The sequence below is a fragment of the Dorea acetigenes genome (genome assembly GCF_025567385.1).
GTDB lineage: Bacteria > Bacillota > Clostridia > Lachnospirales > Lachnospiraceae > Claveliimonas > Claveliimonas acetigenes.
Genome location: NZ_JAOQJU010000001.1, coordinates 368,990 through 384,690, shown reverse-complemented (window position 1 = coordinate 384,690; position 15,701 = coordinate 368,990). Strand labels below are relative to the sequence as shown.

Annotated in this window: 24 protein-coding genes and 1 pseudogene; 4 read left to right on the top strand and 21 right to left on the bottom strand. The window is 44.5% G+C overall.

Annotation, left to right across the window (positions count from 1 at the left end; genetic code table 11):
* Positions 1 to 104: 104 nt before the first annotated feature.
* The 14 genes from OCV99_RS01905 to OCV99_RS01840 form a co-directional block, all read right to left on the bottom strand.
* Complete coding sequence (locus OCV99_RS01905; RefSeq protein ID WP_158367602.1) at positions 105 to 1,754, bottom strand: DNA cytosine methyltransferase; 1,650 nt, start codon at positions 1,752 to 1,754, stop codon at positions 105 to 107.
* The gene (locus OCV99_RS01900) at positions 1,739 to 2,485 is read right to left on the bottom strand and encodes a DNA adenine methylase (RefSeq protein ID WP_416810587.1); all 747 of its coding nucleotides are present in this window, start codon (positions 2,483 to 2,485) and stop codon (positions 1,739 to 1,741) included. The genes OCV99_RS01905 and OCV99_RS01900 overlap by 16 nt, the downstream gene beginning before the upstream one ends.
* Before the next feature lie 152 nt (positions 2,486 to 2,637).
* A complete protein-coding gene (locus OCV99_RS01895) occupies positions 2,638 to 2,832 on the bottom strand; it encodes a hypothetical protein (RefSeq protein ID WP_158367600.1) in 195 nt (64 codons plus the stop codon).
* Positions 2,833 to 2,878: 46 nt separating this feature from the next.
* Positions 2,879 to 3,319, bottom strand: a complete 441-nt coding sequence (locus tag OCV99_RS01890) for a hypothetical protein (protein WP_158367598.1) — start codon at positions 3,317 to 3,319, stop codon at positions 2,879 to 2,881.
* The gene (locus tag OCV99_RS01885) at positions 3,309 to 3,686 is read right to left on the bottom strand and encodes a hypothetical protein (RefSeq protein ID WP_158367596.1); all 378 of its coding nucleotides are present in this window, start codon (positions 3,684 to 3,686) and stop codon (positions 3,309 to 3,311) included. Before OCV99_RS01885 ends, OCV99_RS01890 begins: the two co-directional genes overlap by 11 nt.
* Before the next feature lie 118 nt (positions 3,687 to 3,804).
* On the bottom strand, positions 3,805 to 4,245 hold the full coding sequence (locus OCV99_RS01880; RefSeq protein ID WP_158367594.1) for an RNase H family protein: 441 nt from the start codon (positions 4,243 to 4,245) through the stop codon (positions 3,805 to 3,807).
* 1 nt (position 4,246) lies between these two features.
* The gene (locus OCV99_RS01875) at positions 4,247 to 5,008 is read right to left on the bottom strand and encodes a rolling circle replication-associated protein (protein WP_158367592.1); all 762 of its coding nucleotides are present in this window, start codon (positions 5,006 to 5,008) and stop codon (positions 4,247 to 4,249) included.
* Between the two features lie 147 nt (positions 5,009 to 5,155).
* Positions 5,156 to 5,428: a hypothetical protein gene (locus OCV99_RS01870; RefSeq protein WP_158367590.1), complete on the bottom strand. Its 273-nt coding sequence runs from the start codon at positions 5,426 to 5,428 to the stop codon at positions 5,156 to 5,158.
* 22 nt (positions 5,429 to 5,450) lie between these two features.
* Positions 5,451 to 5,744, bottom strand: coding sequence for a hypothetical protein (locus tag OCV99_RS01865; RefSeq protein WP_158367588.1), 294 nt, complete (start codon positions 5,742 to 5,744; stop codon positions 5,451 to 5,453).
* On the bottom strand, positions 5,737 to 6,330 hold the full coding sequence (locus OCV99_RS01860) for an LbetaH domain-containing protein (protein WP_158367586.1): 594 nt from the start codon (positions 6,328 to 6,330) through the stop codon (positions 5,737 to 5,739). Before OCV99_RS01860 ends, OCV99_RS01865 begins: the two co-directional genes overlap by 8 nt.
* Before the next feature lie 37 nt (positions 6,331 to 6,367).
* Positions 6,368 to 6,577, bottom strand: a complete 210-nt coding sequence (locus OCV99_RS01855; protein ID WP_158367585.1) for a hypothetical protein — start codon at positions 6,575 to 6,577, stop codon at positions 6,368 to 6,370.
* A gap of 13 nt (positions 6,578 to 6,590) precedes the next feature.
* Positions 6,591 to 6,758 carry a hypothetical protein gene (locus OCV99_RS01850; RefSeq protein ID WP_262574531.1) on the bottom strand — a complete coding sequence of 56 codons (168 nt, stop codon included), beginning with the start codon at positions 6,756 to 6,758 and terminating at the stop codon, positions 6,591 to 6,593.
* 24 nt (positions 6,759 to 6,782) lie between these two features.
* Positions 6,783 to 6,932: a hypothetical protein gene (locus tag OCV99_RS01845; RefSeq protein WP_262574529.1), complete on the bottom strand. Its 150-nt coding sequence runs from the start codon at positions 6,930 to 6,932 to the stop codon at positions 6,783 to 6,785.
* Positions 6,933 to 7,021: 89 nt separating this feature from the next.
* Positions 7,022 to 7,174: a hypothetical protein gene (locus tag OCV99_RS01840; protein ID WP_262574527.1), complete on the bottom strand. Its 153-nt coding sequence runs from the start codon at positions 7,172 to 7,174 to the stop codon at positions 7,022 to 7,024.
* Between the two features lie 66 nt (positions 7,175 to 7,240).
* On the opposite strand from OCV99_RS01840, the gene OCV99_RS01835 reads away from it, so the two are divergent.
* Both OCV99_RS01835 and OCV99_RS01830 read left to right on the top strand, forming a co-directional pair.
* Entirely contained in the window at positions 7,241 to 7,522 is a 282-nt protein-coding gene (locus OCV99_RS01835; protein WP_158367583.1) for a hypothetical protein, read from the top strand.
* 226 nt (positions 7,523 to 7,748) lie between these two features.
* Entirely contained in the window at positions 7,749 to 8,147 is a 399-nt protein-coding gene (locus OCV99_RS01830; RefSeq protein WP_158367581.1) for a helix-turn-helix transcriptional regulator, read from the top strand.
* Between the two features lie 7 nt (positions 8,148 to 8,154).
* Here OCV99_RS01830 and OCV99_RS01825 read toward each other — a convergent pair whose 3' ends face one another.
* Positions 8,155 to 8,280, bottom strand: a complete 126-nt coding sequence (locus tag OCV99_RS01825; protein WP_262574525.1) for a hypothetical protein — start codon at positions 8,278 to 8,280, stop codon at positions 8,155 to 8,157.
* 119 nt (positions 8,281 to 8,399) lie between these two features.
* The gene (locus OCV99_RS18190; protein ID WP_262574600.1) at positions 8,400 to 8,573 is read right to left on the bottom strand and encodes a helix-turn-helix domain-containing protein; all 174 of its coding nucleotides are present in this window, start codon (positions 8,571 to 8,573) and stop codon (positions 8,400 to 8,402) included.
* Positions 8,574 to 8,708: 135 nt separating this feature from the next.
* Between OCV99_RS18190 and OCV99_RS01815 the strand changes: the two genes are divergently transcribed.
* On the top strand, positions 8,709 to 9,563 hold the full coding sequence (locus OCV99_RS01815; protein WP_158367577.1) for an EbhA: 855 nt from the start codon (positions 8,709 to 8,711) through the stop codon (positions 9,561 to 9,563).
* Between the two features lie 439 nt (positions 9,564 to 10,002).
* Positions 10,003 to 11,559, top strand: a complete 1,557-nt coding sequence (locus tag OCV99_RS01810; RefSeq protein WP_158367575.1) for a recombinase family protein — start codon at positions 10,003 to 10,005, stop codon at positions 11,557 to 11,559.
* Positions 11,560 to 11,588: 29 nt separating this feature from the next.
* Here the strand turns inward: OCV99_RS01810 and OCV99_RS01805 are convergent.
* The 5 genes and pseudogenes from OCV99_RS01805 to glmS form a co-directional block, all read right to left on the bottom strand.
* Positions 11,589 to 11,789: pseudogene (locus OCV99_RS01805) on the bottom strand (manganese catalase family protein); the annotation flags it as partial.
* A gap of 3 nt (positions 11,790 to 11,792) precedes the next feature.
* Positions 11,793 to 12,065 carry a spore coat protein CotJB gene (locus OCV99_RS01800; protein WP_158367573.1) on the bottom strand — a complete coding sequence of 91 codons (273 nt, stop codon included), beginning with the start codon at positions 12,063 to 12,065 and terminating at the stop codon, positions 11,793 to 11,795.
* Positions 12,065 to 12,373 (bottom strand): spore coat associated protein CotJA, encoded by a 309-nt coding sequence (locus OCV99_RS01795; RefSeq protein ID WP_227192245.1) that lies wholly within the window; start codon positions 12,371 to 12,373, stop codon positions 12,065 to 12,067. Before OCV99_RS01795 ends, OCV99_RS01800 begins: the two co-directional genes overlap by 1 nt.
* Positions 12,374 to 12,475: 102 nt before the next feature.
* Positions 12,476 to 13,750, bottom strand: a complete 1,275-nt coding sequence (locus OCV99_RS01790) for a S1C family serine protease (RefSeq protein ID WP_158367570.1) — start codon at positions 13,748 to 13,750, stop codon at positions 12,476 to 12,478.
* Positions 13,751 to 13,860: 110 nt separating this feature from the next.
* Positions 13,861 to 15,687, bottom strand: a complete 1,827-nt coding sequence (gene glmS, locus OCV99_RS01785) for a glutamine--fructose-6-phosphate transaminase (isomerizing) (RefSeq protein ID WP_158367568.1) — start codon at positions 15,685 to 15,687, stop codon at positions 13,861 to 13,863.
* Positions 15,688 to 15,701 lie beyond the last annotated feature (14 nt).

Below are 15,701 nucleotides of genomic sequence, written 5' to 3'. Positions count from 1 at the left end.
TGCTGCCTGGAGGTAACCTACCCCGTCCCGGAAGTAATCCGGGTTCAACTCGCAGCCGTATCCGCGCCGTTACCTTCCTGCCTGCTGCCGTTTCTGTATCTTCCCTATACAAACCTTAGCTGCAGCTCACTATCATCTATCTTCATATTCGGCATCCGTTCACCGATTTTTAAATAACCGCAGTTCGCCTCTACCAGCTTCTTTGCCACAGTTGGAACTACACTATTCCCGATTCTTGCCACCTGCTTACTTGCCGGATACGGGTGCCCTCTGTAATCACGGTCTATGATATAGTCCTTGGGAAATCCCTGCCCCAGCTTCAACTCTTCTGGCCTCAGCATCCGCAGAAAAATATCCAAAATTATATATTCGTTTCCTAATACTGTAACCAGCGCAAACCCGTCCTTTACTACAATCGTATGTAATGAGTCATGTAAGCTCTGCCCGGTTCCACATCCGTAATACTCCATAATAAACTGGCTGACCCATGTACACTTTTGGATAATATTGTCTGTTTCACCCGGGTTTTCTGTATTTTTATTCAGGGCTTCTGTCAGTTCGCCTGTTGGTATAGCCATTACTGATACCATTCCAAAATGCCCCGGTGATGTGGTAATCGTGTGAATCGGCTCATACAGACTTTGCCCGGTTCCGCTCTTGTAGAACTTCGTCGTGTAGAGCATTACCAGCCCGTAACGGTTACCGGTATCTATGGTCTGTATGGGTTCCGTAACCGATTGTCCCCGTACCCCATTCTTTGTAGTTTCTGAATGATATTGAATAAGCATCGGACTAATCAATCCGTGATGTCCTCCCGTGGTTATCGTCAACATTGACCCTTTAATGTCACTTCCCGGCGCGCCCGTATTATTCCGCATCATATACGGCATAGTCACTGGTGTAGCAACTCCAAAACCATGTTTCTGCGTTATCGTCGGCATTGGTTCGTGGATGCTCTGCCCACGAAAATTCTCACCACTATGATTCACCTGAACAATAAATGGATCCGGGCAGTTAAAAACAAATTTCTCTAATCCCTTTGCTATCCGGTTCATAGTATTCTTTGCCAACGGTTTCTTTCGACCAAAAATTGATTTTCCCAAATCCCACAAATCCAAATATTTATAAATTGACTCCCAAGGCAGCAATCCATTGATTCCACCTTTGCTGTGCGTCTGCTCCGGCCAGGCAATCTCCCTTCCGTCACGCCGGAAAACCGCATACCAGCGCTTCCTTGTCGTAGGCGCCCCGTAATCTGCCGCTACAAGTTCCCTTGTTTCTATTTTTGTATAGCCGACAAGATACATTTTCTTCATAAACTTCTGGTATAGCTTTCCTTTTCTTTTCGGAATCGGCCGACCTTTCTTATTCAACGGCCCCCATTGCCGTATTTCCTCCACATTTTCCATAATGACAACATCAGGTTTTATTACTTTGGCGTGTTTCACTACGGCCATTGGAAGTATCCTTATTTCCTGTTTCAGCGGCTTTTTTCCTTTTGCTTTGCTGAAATGAGTGCAGTCGGGACTCGCCCACATAAGTGCTACATGCTGCCCTTTTATATGCTTCTGCAAATCAACTTTAAAAATATCCTCTGTTAGATGCAGGGTATCCGGATGATTGGCCTTGTGCATTAAAATAGCATCCGGGTCATGGTTGACCGCTATATCCACTTGTCTGCCAAGCGCCATTTCTATTCCAACACTTGCTCCACCTCCTCCAGCGAAGCAGTCGATGATTAATCCATCTTCCATGCTGTCTCCTCCTGTAAAAATCCGTCAATCGTCAATTGCTCGCACGGCTCAAAGTTCATCCACAGGACTTCCCTTTTCTTGCTGCAGGCCTGTGAATAACAAGTAGCTTCCTTCCTGTGCCAGCCCCTCAGCCTGTCATTATACAGGCCATTATCATAACCGCTCAACAGTACATAACCCTTATGCGCTAACAAGGCATCCAGCAAATTATTCTGGTCTTTATCATCCATTTCACATCGGTACTGTTTTCCGTGCCTGGTGTTCAGGACATATGGCGGGTCTGCATAAATGAGCACATTCGGAAAGTTAAATCTCTGTATCAGTTCTACTGCCGGCCGGTCCTCTATCTGCACTCCACGCAGCCGCTCTGCTGCCTGTAATATTTTATCTGGAATGTTGCACCAGTCCTGCGCTGCATAAGCCCTCTCTCGTCCTTGCACATCATTCTTCCAGCCTACCTTTTCTCCATTTGTCCTGAAACCATGTCCCATGTTCAACCGAATGTAGAAATTTACCGCCCTATCTAAGCTGTCTTCTGGTGTGGATGCAAAGGCATTCTCATAGATCTGTCTTGCATAGGGTGTATAATAAATTTCATGCGCTAACCGTTCCGGGTCTTTCTTTATCCACTCGAACAGATTTACTACGTTCCCGTCTAAATCGTTTACCGTCTCAATATCTGACCTTGCTTTATTAAAAAGTACCGCCCCAGAACCAAAGAACGGCTCCAGATAACTGTGGTGTTCCGGGAAGAAAGAAATAATCCATTTTGCTATACTTCATTTACTTCCCGGATATTTAAGTATTGCTTTCATCACTTCGTCACTCCATTTTATAGAAGGAGCCGTGTACACTTTGCCCTGCAGGAGCTCCGCCTCCTTCCTTATCCTTTTATCCCCAGGCATTCCGCCCGTCTTTCCTTTTTCTCCAAATCTTCTGCATTTATGCTGTCCTTATTCAGCTTCACGCAGATACATATCCATTCCATCCGGAATTTTTCAAAATCACTCAGCTGCTGAAAACCTTTTCTTACTATCTGTTTTTTGCTTAAGATGGTTCCCTCCTTTCTCCCCGCCATCCAGGCGGGGCAATCCAGCCAACAGTTACCGTGATATGACAAACCTTTACGGAAGTGCCCTTTTCCTGCCGCCCTTCTTTTTTCCCGGGCTTCTTGCTGCAAATTCTTCCCGGTCAACCGGGTTTTTATAGGGGTCGAACCCTGAAAGCCCTGCTGCCTGCCGGTATCCTACCGGGTTCACCGCCTTGTCATCGATATAAATGTCTGCATTGATCTTCCGGCAGTCATTTTTGTATAACTCTATCAGCTCCGGCAGGTTCTCATTTACGGTATCAAATACCAGCCCTCTCTCTGCACACCATTCCAATGCTTCCTCTAAAAGCATCCCTTCCCTGTTCGTCCACAGGATCAGCCGTGCGCCTGCTGCCCGCTTCGCCTTTAAATGCTGGATCAGCTTCCCATTCGCTTCCCCAATCTCCGGCCACGCCTGTTTGCACAGTGTCCCGTCAAAATCCACCGCTATGACCTGGTTCCCGTTAATGTCCATAGCTTTCTCCATCTCCTTCCAGATAATTCCTTCCCACCAGTTCCATGAACTGCTGCCGCGTGTGGGTCTTTTCGTATGCCTTCTGGCAGTCTTCCTGTATGAGCCTCATATTCTTCTGGTTATTGTGCACTGCTTCCGGTCCGTCAATGTGGTGTGCCAGGCACAGGTAAACCTTAAATCCTTCCGCCTCCGATATGGCTCGGTTCGCCCCTCCGTAAACATGGTGTTCGTGCAGGGTCTTATTGGTCCTGCAATCCTGGTTTAATCTCATACACAGATAGCACATCCCGTCTTTTGCATGGAGGATGCTTGCCCTGTGCCTTTTCCGCTTTTTCTTCCTTCCTTGCTTCGGAAACATTATGTCCATCTTCAAATTCCCCTCGCATTCTGTATTTATAGGCTTTTCCGGCATTTTGGCACTGATTTTTCCGTTTTTTGTCCGAAATGCCTTCCGCATTCCGTATTTATGGGCTTTTCTGGCATTTTCAGCCCTCTTTTTTTGCTTTCTCTATTGCACTCCAAAGATCCGCTTTATAGCCATGGTGCCTGCTGAAGCAAAATTCTATCCTGTGATACCCCAGCTGCCGCAATAGCTGCTGCCACAATTCTTTGTTCGCAACCTCCCCTCCTCCCGGCTTCACCCATCCGCTGCGCCCCCAGCTTTCCAGGTTCCCTTTTTCCACCATATCCTTTACGAAGCTGCACCTGGTATAAATCCTGACGTCGCACCGCTCCCGCAGCCTTTCCAGCGCTTTTACTGCTGCCAGCAGCACGCTCCGGTAATACGTGGTTTCTTTTTCCATGCCAACAATCCCCAGCACCGCCGGTCCCTTCCCCGTCATGTATTCGATTGCCGCCGCATACCAACCGTCTTTTATCCCGGGACCACAGAGGGTGGTCTCTATGTAAATTTTCACTTCCATCATTTTAAATTCTCCTGTTCAGCCGTACCATCGTGTAACGGCGGTACTTATAGCCTGTTACCGGGTTTATCCCTTCTATGCACCGCAGGATATAATATCCTTTCTTTGGCTTCGGCTCTTTCTTCCACCGGATAAGCTCGTCCTTTTTCGGTTCCGTAAGCTGCATATTCCGGGAATGGCTGTAACTCGCTTCTTTTATCCTGGGCTTCGCCAGCGTCCCGTCCTTTTTCGGTTCCCTGGTATCTCCATCCTTCGTCAGGTAATTCGCCAGCTTCGTAAAATCTTCATCCAGGAAGCGGCTGTCATCTTTAATCGTCACCATGTTTACAAACCCTTTATCCCATGCGCGCTTTAGGATCCCCGGGGCATCCGGGATATCATTCACCACTAAATGGATATGCCATGCCCCTCTTGTCCCCTGTTCAATGTTACGGATCCAGAAAATCTCATATCCTCTCTTCCGATATTCCCTCCGGACAGTCCGTATGGTTTTCTGGAAGTCTTTCAGTGCACCTTCCATACTTTCCGGCCTTTTGTCTGCCTGGTAAGTAAGCGATATGAACAGATCCCCAAAATGGAAATACTCCAGCAGATACGCCCGGCACCTCCTTACTTTGTTCTGGTGGTTTATTTCTTTCACCTGTTCAGGGGTTGGTCTCTTCTTTTTCATCCGCGGCATTCCCCTGGCTCCATATCTGCCGTCCGGATGTTCCTCCACATCAATCACATCCCCATCCCGGTATGTGCTCGTCAGTCTCTTTATCATCCCGCCTGCGTCCTATCTTTAATATTCTTATCGAGTTAGAAAATGGGGCGAAAATCCCCCATTTCCTTGACTTTTTGCCCCACAGGCAGTATACTTATGATGCGAGTTATTTCTGTAGGGCGCAAGCCTTATGCGGCGTATCCACTCTCAATGGATACGCTTATTTTTTTCTTTACTCCGTGCTATCTCTTCCATTTCTTTTTCCCGTATTTCTCTGTATTCCGCATACTCTTCCCACAGCACCGCATCATGGATTACATTAAATACAGCTATGTACGACAGCCTTAACGGTTCCGCTTTCTGCCGGCCGTACTTCTCACAGGCTTCCTTATAACACCGCATCTCTGTATCAGCTCGGTAAAAAAGCAGGTCTTTCAGCTCTTGGAGGGTCAGCTCCCTCCTATCTTCAGCTTTTTCCATAGTTCCGTCCTTTCTGGGGCGCTTACCGCCCCTTGCCTATCTCTTTTAATACGAATTCCGTAAGGGCATCTGCAAGTTTTGCCTTCTCCGTCTCTGTTTCCCGAAACCCCCTGATTTCTTCCTCCACTTCACGCTTCCGTTCTTCATCAGATTTCCGCGCCTCATTTACGCATTTTTCCCATAAAAGATTTCCCACTTTCTCCCCCAACGCATTACAAAAGACCTTTTTTACCCCTCTTGCTATATCTTCAAATTCCATTGCCAGTGTGAGGACGTTCCCATCTACTATTACTTCTCCAAGTTGCGCTTTAATCATCCGTCTCTTCCCCTTTCTTCGCTACTCTCTTAAACCTGCGCTCTTCCACGTCAGCTATAGCCAGGTACTCCTGTGCGATTTCAGAGTCCCCGTGTGTCTTCCTTACCTTTTCCCGGAACTCATCCAGTGTGCCGTAAAAGCAGCCGCACTTCACGCCGACTCCCCCTGACTTCTCCCGGAAGAAAGTCGTTGTCCTGTTCTCAGAGCCAAAGCCGTCTACGCTGGATTTCTGCGAATTGTCATAAATATCTGCATCGCCACAAACCTGTGCATTGCCGTGAACCCGTGCATTGCCGTGAACCCGTGCATTGTCGTAAACCCATGCATTACCGTAAACCCATGCATTACCGTGAACCCGTGCATTGCCGTGAACCCGTGCATTACCGTAAACCCGTGCATTACCGTAAACCTGTGCATTGTCGTAAACCCATGCATTGCCTTCATGGCTTAAGTTTTCCTCTTTTTCCACATATCCCCCAAGCTCACCGGCTTCAACCGCGTCAAAGCTTACAAGGGCTTTGATGCGGAACAGTTTCTCTCCGGAAACAGTTTCTATCGATTCTGTGGTTAATTCAAATTTCTTCATTTGACTATTTCCTCCAATTCCGTTATACTTAATTTGCTTAATTACTTGAGTGCCCCACGGTTGCCGCCGTGTCCGGGCACTCGTTTTTGATTCTCCCGGCATATTCCCGCGCCCCTTCCGTCCATACATCGCCATTGCCGTCCACGTAGAGCGTTTTCCCGGCAGCCAAGGCATAGCCTATGGATTCTGCATCCCAGCCTGTTCGGGGCTCGTCCTTCAGCTCGTCATACGGCCTTAATGTCTCCATCCTTTTCACCTCCTTATGGAATCAATACCGCTATCATGATAAGCTCCGCCAGGATAACTCCCAGCAGCGCCCCGTTCACCGTGTTAAACTCCTGCGCCTGTTTCCGCTCCGGTCTGTCCGGCTGCCGGCTGATGTCTATGGCGTCGAGCCGCCGGATGCTGATTAACTGGATCTCTTTCAATGCTTGTCCCTCCCTTCCGCTGCTTTAAGCAGCGTTTCTCTTCCGCAGACACTCCAGAATAAACTCTGAAAATGTCTGGATGATTCTTTCAACTTCTTCCGGGTTCTTCCCGGAATACCCACTATCGTCAATATGGCAGGTGCACTCTCCTCTTTTTTTGGTTTCTACAATCAACCTGCATCACCTCGGTTTTCTTACTAATATGTATGCATTACGGTTTGTACTTGTTGCTGTTATCTGGTATAATTTCCCTCCTTCACCTCCTATCCTGTTTTCCTTGCTTCTTCCTCCTTCTGATGCATCAGAAGGGTGTTGGCATCCCTCGTAAGCAGAAGAATACCTGGTAAATCAATCTGCTCCAAAATGGATACCATGTTTTTTATCTCTTTCTCTTTTTCCTGTTCTAAACCCAGCATATTTATCACCTCACCTTTTTTGTGGTACAATCCTCTTAATTAAATAAATGAAAGGATTACCTTGTTATGAATTTTGATAATACTGATATTTCTAAAATCGTGGACAGCATGCAAAACGCCATTGAAGAAAATCACGAGCGAATCGCTTCGGGCATTATCCCTGAGCAAGAATACAATGGTATGCTTGAAGATTGCGTATTTGAAACGTGCGATATTCTTCGTAAAATGCAAGAAAACTCTGAACGAGAATCCAAAATCAACCGTAGACGTTTTTGGATTAGTTTAGTTGTTTCATTAATCGCTGCAGCTGCTGCTGTAATATCAGCACTTCCTTATATACTGCCTTAATATGCCTGATAAACAAAATCTGATTAATTGCTATCAAAATAACTGCTATTGCCATTGCCGGCACAGATATTGTATGCAGCATCTTTATCACCTCGCTTTCTTGTTGCTTTTGAAACAATTATATGTGCTATAGAAGCTTTTGTCAAGATATTTTTTGTTGGTATTAGCACTTTTTGTTGACTTTAGCACATTTTTGTGGTATCTTCATTTTAAAGGTGGTGAGTGAATGAAGGAACGACTAAGACTATTGCGAAAATCCCTTGATATAACTCAACAAGAATTCGCTGATAGAATTGGAATTAAAAGAAATTCCTATGCAAATTATGAAACTGGAAGAAATACACCAATTGATGCAATCATCTTATCTATCTGCAGGGAATTCGGCGTAAATGAAACCTGGCTTCGCACAGGAGAAGGGGAAATGTTTGAAGAGATAACCGAACAGGAAAAGCTGATGAAATACGCCGGACTCCTCCTGAAAGATAAAGATTCGGCAGTAGCGAACGCTATACAGGCTTTAATTGTTACCTATGAGCAATTAGATGATACAAGTAAATCCGTCCTTGAAAAAATAGCGTTACAATATGTGGAGAATTTAAAAAAGAGCCAGCAAACTGACTCTTAATATTGTATTACTTCGAGAGATAACTTTTGATGAACGCCAGTATTTCAGAAACCTTTTCTGGTGTCTCTCTCGTTAGTAATTCAACTATACTTTTGATATTTTCCATTTTTTTGTTTTCATCATTATTTTTCATATGTACGCCCTCCGTTTTGCATTGGTTTTTTACGTGCTATATTTTATCTTCTATTAATGCAGACACATTAAAATTACAAAACTTATGGCATTTTGAAATTTGTCCGAAAATACGGACACTTATTTGTAATCAGATTCATACAGGTCGGCAATCCTGATCTTCAAGCCTGCTGCCAGTTGTTCCATCGTTTCCATCCGTGGACTGGTTTTCCCAGATATTATGTCTGATATTGTGGATCTTGGGACGCCTGTAAGAATAGAAACTTGGCGTATTGTTAAGTTTTTCCTATACATTATTTCGCCAAGTAAAATTTTCATATTTCTACTGTAGTATAAATTGTGGTTAATGACTACTGGTAAATATTGGAAATTCTAACACTTCAAGATAGACGGCTTCTCAAAACTAAAGAAAGAGAGGTAAAGAGACATATGGAGGAAAAAAGTAGAAAAAAAGTCACAGGGAAATTTATTATTTTAATTGTTGCGATTATCGCTGTTGTTGTCGCAGGGCTATGTTTTTGGTACTTCCAAATCAAAAAACCGTACGACACAGCCGTATCGGAATTCAATATTGTCGCAAAACAAGTAGCGGAAAAAAATTCTGAGCTTGATAATGCAATTGATTCTGCGCAAGCAGTTTTAGACGCAAATGAACCTGTCTATGACGAAACTGTGATAAACGATGTTACTTTAGCTATTTCAGATGCTAATCTTGAAAAGCGAACCATCCCGGAACTTCCAGACAAAACTTCTGACATCAATTCTGCCACTCAAAAATTACTTGAACCATTAGATTATTCTTCTGCCATTGCTAATATTGCAGATAAGCAAGCCGCATTAGAAAATAGCGTAAAGCAAATGAAGCAAATCACAAATCCAAGTGGTGATTTTATCGTACAGCGCTTACAAGGTATTGACGGCATTTCTGCATGTCAGGCTGTTACAGAAGACCATGACCCCAATGGCAATCTGAACAAGCAAGGTGGATATACTGCCGCAATATATTTTTCAAGTTCGTGGATTAATCAAGATGACGTTTATGGAAGCGATATAGTAGATAAAGGAACCGATTGTGGTGGATGTGTCGAAGTTTATGTATCCGCTGAAGATGCTGAAAAAAGAAATACTTACCTCTCTGCATTTGATGGAGCAGGTATTCTTAACTCTGGTTCACATACAGTATTAGGAAGCATTGTTATACGAACTTCCTCAAATTTGACTGCAACACAGCAAAATAACTTAACACAGGCAATTTCTAACAGATTACTCACATTGGAAGAGTAATTTATAAGCATAAAATTATCCAGTCTTTAATTCAAGCACGCCTGGTGCTCCGGCGCCGGGAACCAACTAAATAATATCTTTACCCAGGCAACTGGGAAGGACAGCTTTCCATCTGTTTCGGAGTCTTGCGAAAGAGGTGGTGTCTATGAACACGTACGAAGAATTACAGCTGATAGTTTCCGTAGCGTTACTGATTGTTGCAATACTGACTTACACACATAGAAAATAGCCGTCCTGCTCCCTGACAAAGATTAGGACGACTATTCCAATAGTTACTTAAACCGCCCCTGCGTAAGCAGGAACGGTCTTTAAGATGCTATACAGACCAAAGGTCAATATAGTCTACCCTGAACAAGTAGATTATATCACAAACCTTTGGCACCTGTACAGGTGTATTTTTTATACTCTTTTTTCATAAATTTACAAAGGAAGTGATAGAATGTCATATTGTATTTATTTAAGAAAATCCCGAAAGGATTTAGAAGCGGAACAGCACGGAGAAGGCGAGACTCTGGCAAGGCATGAGCACACACTCCTATCCGTTGCCAAACGGCAGAATCTTATCATCGGGGCTATCTACCGTGAGGTTGTATCCGGCGAGACAATTGCGGACCGTCCGGTCATCCAGCAGGTTCTCCACGAAGTAGAATCCGGTCTGTGGGACGGTGTACTCGTCATGGAAGTGGAGCGTCTGGCAAGAGGTGACACCATAGATCAAGGAATGGTTCAGCGTGCCTTCCAGTATTCAAACACGCTCATTATCACACCTCTCAAAACATATAACCCGGCAAATGAGTTCGATCAGGAATATTTTGAGTTTGGGTTATTTATGTCCCGGAGGGAATATAAGACCATCAAACGGAGGATGCAGGCCGGAAGGTATGCGGCCGTTCAGGAAGGGAAGTGGCCGTTCAATTCAGCTCCTTATGGATGGGACAGAAAAAAACTGGAATCCGAAAAAGGATGGACGCTCATACTTAACGAAACCGAAGCGCCTGTCGTAAAGCTCATATTTTCCCTTTTCACCGGCTCTGACCGTGTAGGGGTAACTTTTATCGTCCACCACTTGAATGACCGTGGAATCAAGCCGAGAAATGGGGGAAAATGGACAGAGAGCACTATCCGGGAAATTCTTTCCAACCCGGTAAATGATAAGAAAGTGGCTATCGGAAAAAGGAAGCAATCTGTTCAGATCGTGGATGGTTCACCAGTTAAGACCAGACCACGCTCCGGGAATTATGATATTATCGTGGAGGGACGTCAGCCCAGATTGATTGAGCACGACATGTTTGCAGAAGCCCAGTCATACCTCGGTCTTGGAACGCCAAAACCTCCGGAGTCTTACGGTACGAAGAATCCGCTTGCCGGACTTCTTATCTGCAACGAATGCAAGAAACGTCTGCAAAGGCGTCCTGCTGCCAACCCTGCATTTAAAAACGGGGCAAAGTATGATATGCTGATTTGCAAAACAGACGGATGCCCCACCGTCGGCAGCCCACTTACACTGGTAGAAAAGCAGCTGATTGCATGTCTGGAAGATTGGGTATCTGGATACGAACTCAAGTCCCTGCTTCCAGAAAGTAATGTACCGGAAAAGCAAAAGCTTGTTGACGCAGCACAACACAATCATGCCCTCCTGATTCAACAAAATGAGCGTCTGCATGATTTACTGGAACAGGGTGTGTATTCTACCCAAACCTTCTTAGAACGCTCACAGAAGCTTCAGGAGCGCATCCGGGAATCAACCACACAATTAGCAATTCTGGAAAAGGATCTGGAATATGAAAAGGAAAAAGACGCCAACATCAATAATTTTCTCCCGGCCTGCAAAAGCCTCCTTGCCTATTACTGGGAGCTGTCCATCCCGGAACGGAATAAAGCGTTGAAAATTCTCCTGGAAGGTGTAGAATATAAGAAAACAGAAAAAAATAAACGTGGGAAGAAAGACACCCCCACTTTTGAACTGACACTTAAGCCCCGAATCCCGCGTATTTAGGGGCTTTTTCATTAGTAACAACAATTACGGGCGGATTCTTCCGTCCCTATATCCGTCAATATCCCTGTCACTTCTTTATAAGGCATTGTATATCGCTGAGCCAGATACCTCATAGAAGCCGCAAGTTCCCCGTCAGGTCCGCCAAACTGCGAGATGATTACCTGTGCGATTTTGGGATTGGTTTGTGAGATTTTTACCGGATACTGTAATCTTTTCTCATAATTCCACATACACTAGCATCCTCCTTCCTGCCACGGCCATGGTTCATTCACCCAACTCCAGTTCTCGCACGCATCCGTATCAACTGTGTCGATTGTAAGCGGACCATAATACTTTGCGTATTCTTTCAAAGCATGATTCCTCTGTTTCTGATATTCTTCAAAAAAAGCAAGCGCCTGTTTATCACAAGGATGTGTATCCAAAAATAGTTTTACATCATCTACTGCAAAACTTACCACATTGATCCATTCCATCAATTCTCTTCTGCATGGTTTGTTATCAGCCATCAACAGCACCCTCCCTTGAATGGTTTTGTAAGCTCCTCGAAAATCGTGCCACAATGGAATCCTTTATCTACATCATATATTGCACGCCATTCCTGCCACGGAACATACGCCATTGCAAGCGGCATATCTGTCAGGCATTCACAGCAGGTATCTTCCTGCATGTCATCCCGCATTGTATTTCGCATTGTCCGCCGCTCTGTCATCTGTCCCGTCTGCCTGTTTTCTGTCATTTGCCGGCGTTCTTGCTGACATCCGCAAGAATTACCGCGGCGCATGTACTCCGGTGTATTATAACGATAATTCGGCATGTGCATTACTCCTTCCATAAACATTTACAGTATTATGATATGGAAAATATTCCAGAACGTGAAAACGGCAGTCCGCCGGACTGCCGTCTGTCATGGGTTTATTTAATTTGCGCTGTCACCAAGTGTAACAGAAACTTCCTGCTCCGTGTACTCTCCTCTGGAATTTGGTACCTGTACCGTCAAAGTCACCGTCTCACCAGCTTTATAATATTGAAGCTGTTCCTTCAAAGTAGACATACTGTCGATTGTGATTCCGTCCAGTTCTGTAATAATTGTTCCCTTAGAGAGCCCCGCCTCTTTTGCACCTCCATTATCAATTACATTAGAAATGTAAACACCTACCGGCATGTTATACATCTGCGCGCTGTCAGAGGATACGTCTGCGCCTTCAATTCCCAAGTATCCTTGTTCATCTTCAGATACTTTTGTACGGGTCTCCCGGTTCATAAGATTCGTAATTACCTCACTTGCATCGGAAATAGGGATTGCATATCCCATGCCCTCTACTGCATTTGCGTTCACCTTAACCGTATTAATCCCAATAACTTCTCCATTTGCATTTAAGAGTGCTCCGCCGCTGTTTCCGGGATTGATTGCTGCATCGGTCTGGATTAATTTACTGTCAAAACCTTCCATCTCCAGGTCTCGGTTCAGTGCCGAGATAATCCCTGTTGTAACAGACTGTCCATACCCCAATGCGTTCCCAATTGCAATCGCCGGCTCTCCAACCTGCAATGCATCAGAATCTCCAAGCGACGCAACTGCAATCGCCTCCATTGTTGAATCTTCAATGGAATCCAGGGGAACTGCTACTACTGCCAGATCCTTTGCTGCATCGGTTCCTTTAATATTTGCCTCTACACTTTCTCCATCGTCGAATGTAACCGTCAATGTATTCGCGCCCTCTACCACATGGTTATTCGTTACAATCAAAAGTTCTGAATCATTCTGGCTGATAATAATTCCCGAACCCACGCTGATACTCTCCTGCTGCTGGATACTTCCAAAGAAGCTCTGTACCTCCTGAACGCTCAGATTCGTAATGGATACTACCGACGGCATTACCTTTTCTACAATCGCCGATACATCAGCAGTTACCGTACTGGAAGACTGTGAAAGCTGCGTTGTATTAACTGTGGATGCCTGCTTTACTTCCTGCGTCTTCCCGGAATCTCCTGTGATCTTATTTCCAGCCCAATTGACACCCTGAAATGCCACACCGGCTGTCAATCCAAAGACCAGCCCCAGGCAGACCGCTTTTCCCCAATTGGGCATCTTTTTCTTCTGCTTTGGCTGTTTTGTCTCTTTTGGCTGCTCATCAAATATGTTGTTCGGATCCTCCTGATTCGGATCATAGTAATTATATTCATTATACATGGTTAAGACTCCTTCCATAAATGCTTTTGTTTTATTTATGTTAGTAGTCTAACGCCAAATTGTGTTGAAATTGTGATAAAAGGATTAAAAATATTTGAAACCCTCCCATTTTATTCAACTGTTACTGATTTTGCCAAATTTCTCGGTTTATCCACGTCACACCCTTTTCCAACAGATACGTAATAGCCAAATAACTGAAGCGGAATAATTGCCAGGGAGTTGGTAAAATACTTATTGGTCTTCGGAATGTAAACCACATAATCCGCCGCTCTTTCAACCTCTGTGTTATCCACATTCGTCACTGCCATAACAAAGGCTCCTCTGGTTTTAACCTCTACCATATTACTAATCATTTTCTTGTAAAGATCCTCCTGCGTAAGCACCGCTGCTACAAGAGTTCCCTCCTCAATCAGAGAAATCGTCCCATGCTTTAGTTCCCCTGCCGCATAAGCCTCAGAATGTATATAGGAAATCTCCTTCAATTTCAGCGAACCTTCCAGGGATATCGCATAATCAACGCCCCGCCCGATAAAGAAAATATCTCTTGCGGCAAGATAACGATTCGCAAACTTCTGAATTTTATTCTTATTATTCAAAAGCATCTCTACCTGCGTTGGAATTTCTTTTAACTCTTCAATCATAGAAGCCAGATTTTCATCGTCCAGCTTTCCTCTGACATGCGCGAATTTCATCGCAAGCAGATATAAAGCAATTAATTGAGCGGAATATGCTTTTGTAGTAGCAACCGCAATTTCCGGTCCCGCCCAGGTATACATTACATTATCTGCTTCTCTGGCAATGGAACTTCCCACAACATTCACAATACCCAGAACTCTGGCTCCCTTTGCCTTTGCTTCTCTTAATGCCGCCAACGTATCCGCAGTCTCACCCGACTGGCTGACTACGATAAGAAGTGTCCCCTCCTCAATAATTGGATCACGATAACGGAACTCTGAGGCCAAATCCACCTCTACGGGGATACGCGCCAGCCCTTCAAATACATACTTGCTGGTCATTCCTGTGTGATAAGCAGAACCACAGGCAACAATCATAATCTTCTTAATTGCCAGAATATCTTCGTCACTCATTCCCAACTCTTCAATTACAATTTTTCCATCCTTCAGCCGCGGAGAAAATGTGTCCGTAATCGCTTTGGGCTGTTCATACATCTCTTTCAGCATAAAATGCTCATATCCGCCCTTTTCCGCAGCATTTACATCCCACTCAATATGAGTAGAATCTTTCTCTATGATTTCCTCATCTACATTGTAGAACTCCATTGACGTCTCCGTCATCTTGACAATTTCTTCATTTTCAATAAAGTAAACATCTCTTGTATAACGAAGGACCGCTGGCACATCAGACGCAATAATATTACCTCCATCCGTCTTTCCCACAATCAAAGGACTATCTTTTCTCACTGCGTACAATTCATTCGGATGATCCTTGAAAATGATTCCCAGCGCATAGGAGCCCTCCATTCGATGCATGATTTTTGTAATTGCCTGGAGCGGATTTCCCTTATAATAATAATCCAGTAAATGAGCGATAACTTCTGTATCCGTCTCGGACATAAATTCATATCCATGAGCAAGCAGCTTTTTCTTTAACTTCAGATAATTTTCAATAATCCCATTATGTACTACTACAATACTTTTGTCTTTATTAAAATGCGGATGTGCATTCGCGTCTGAAGGTATACCATGTGTTGCCCAGCGTGTATGGCCGATTCCCAGCGTTCCTTTCAATGTCTCACCATCATGAGTAAGCTCGTTCAATACTTTCAGTCGTCCCTGGGATTTCACCATATTTATTTCGTTACCATCATATACTGCAATGCCTGCTGAATCATATCCTCTGTACTCCAGTTTTCCCAGCCCATCCAGAAGAATCGGCGCTGCCTGCTGATTTCCAATGTAGCCTACAATTCCACACATATTTTTTCTACTCC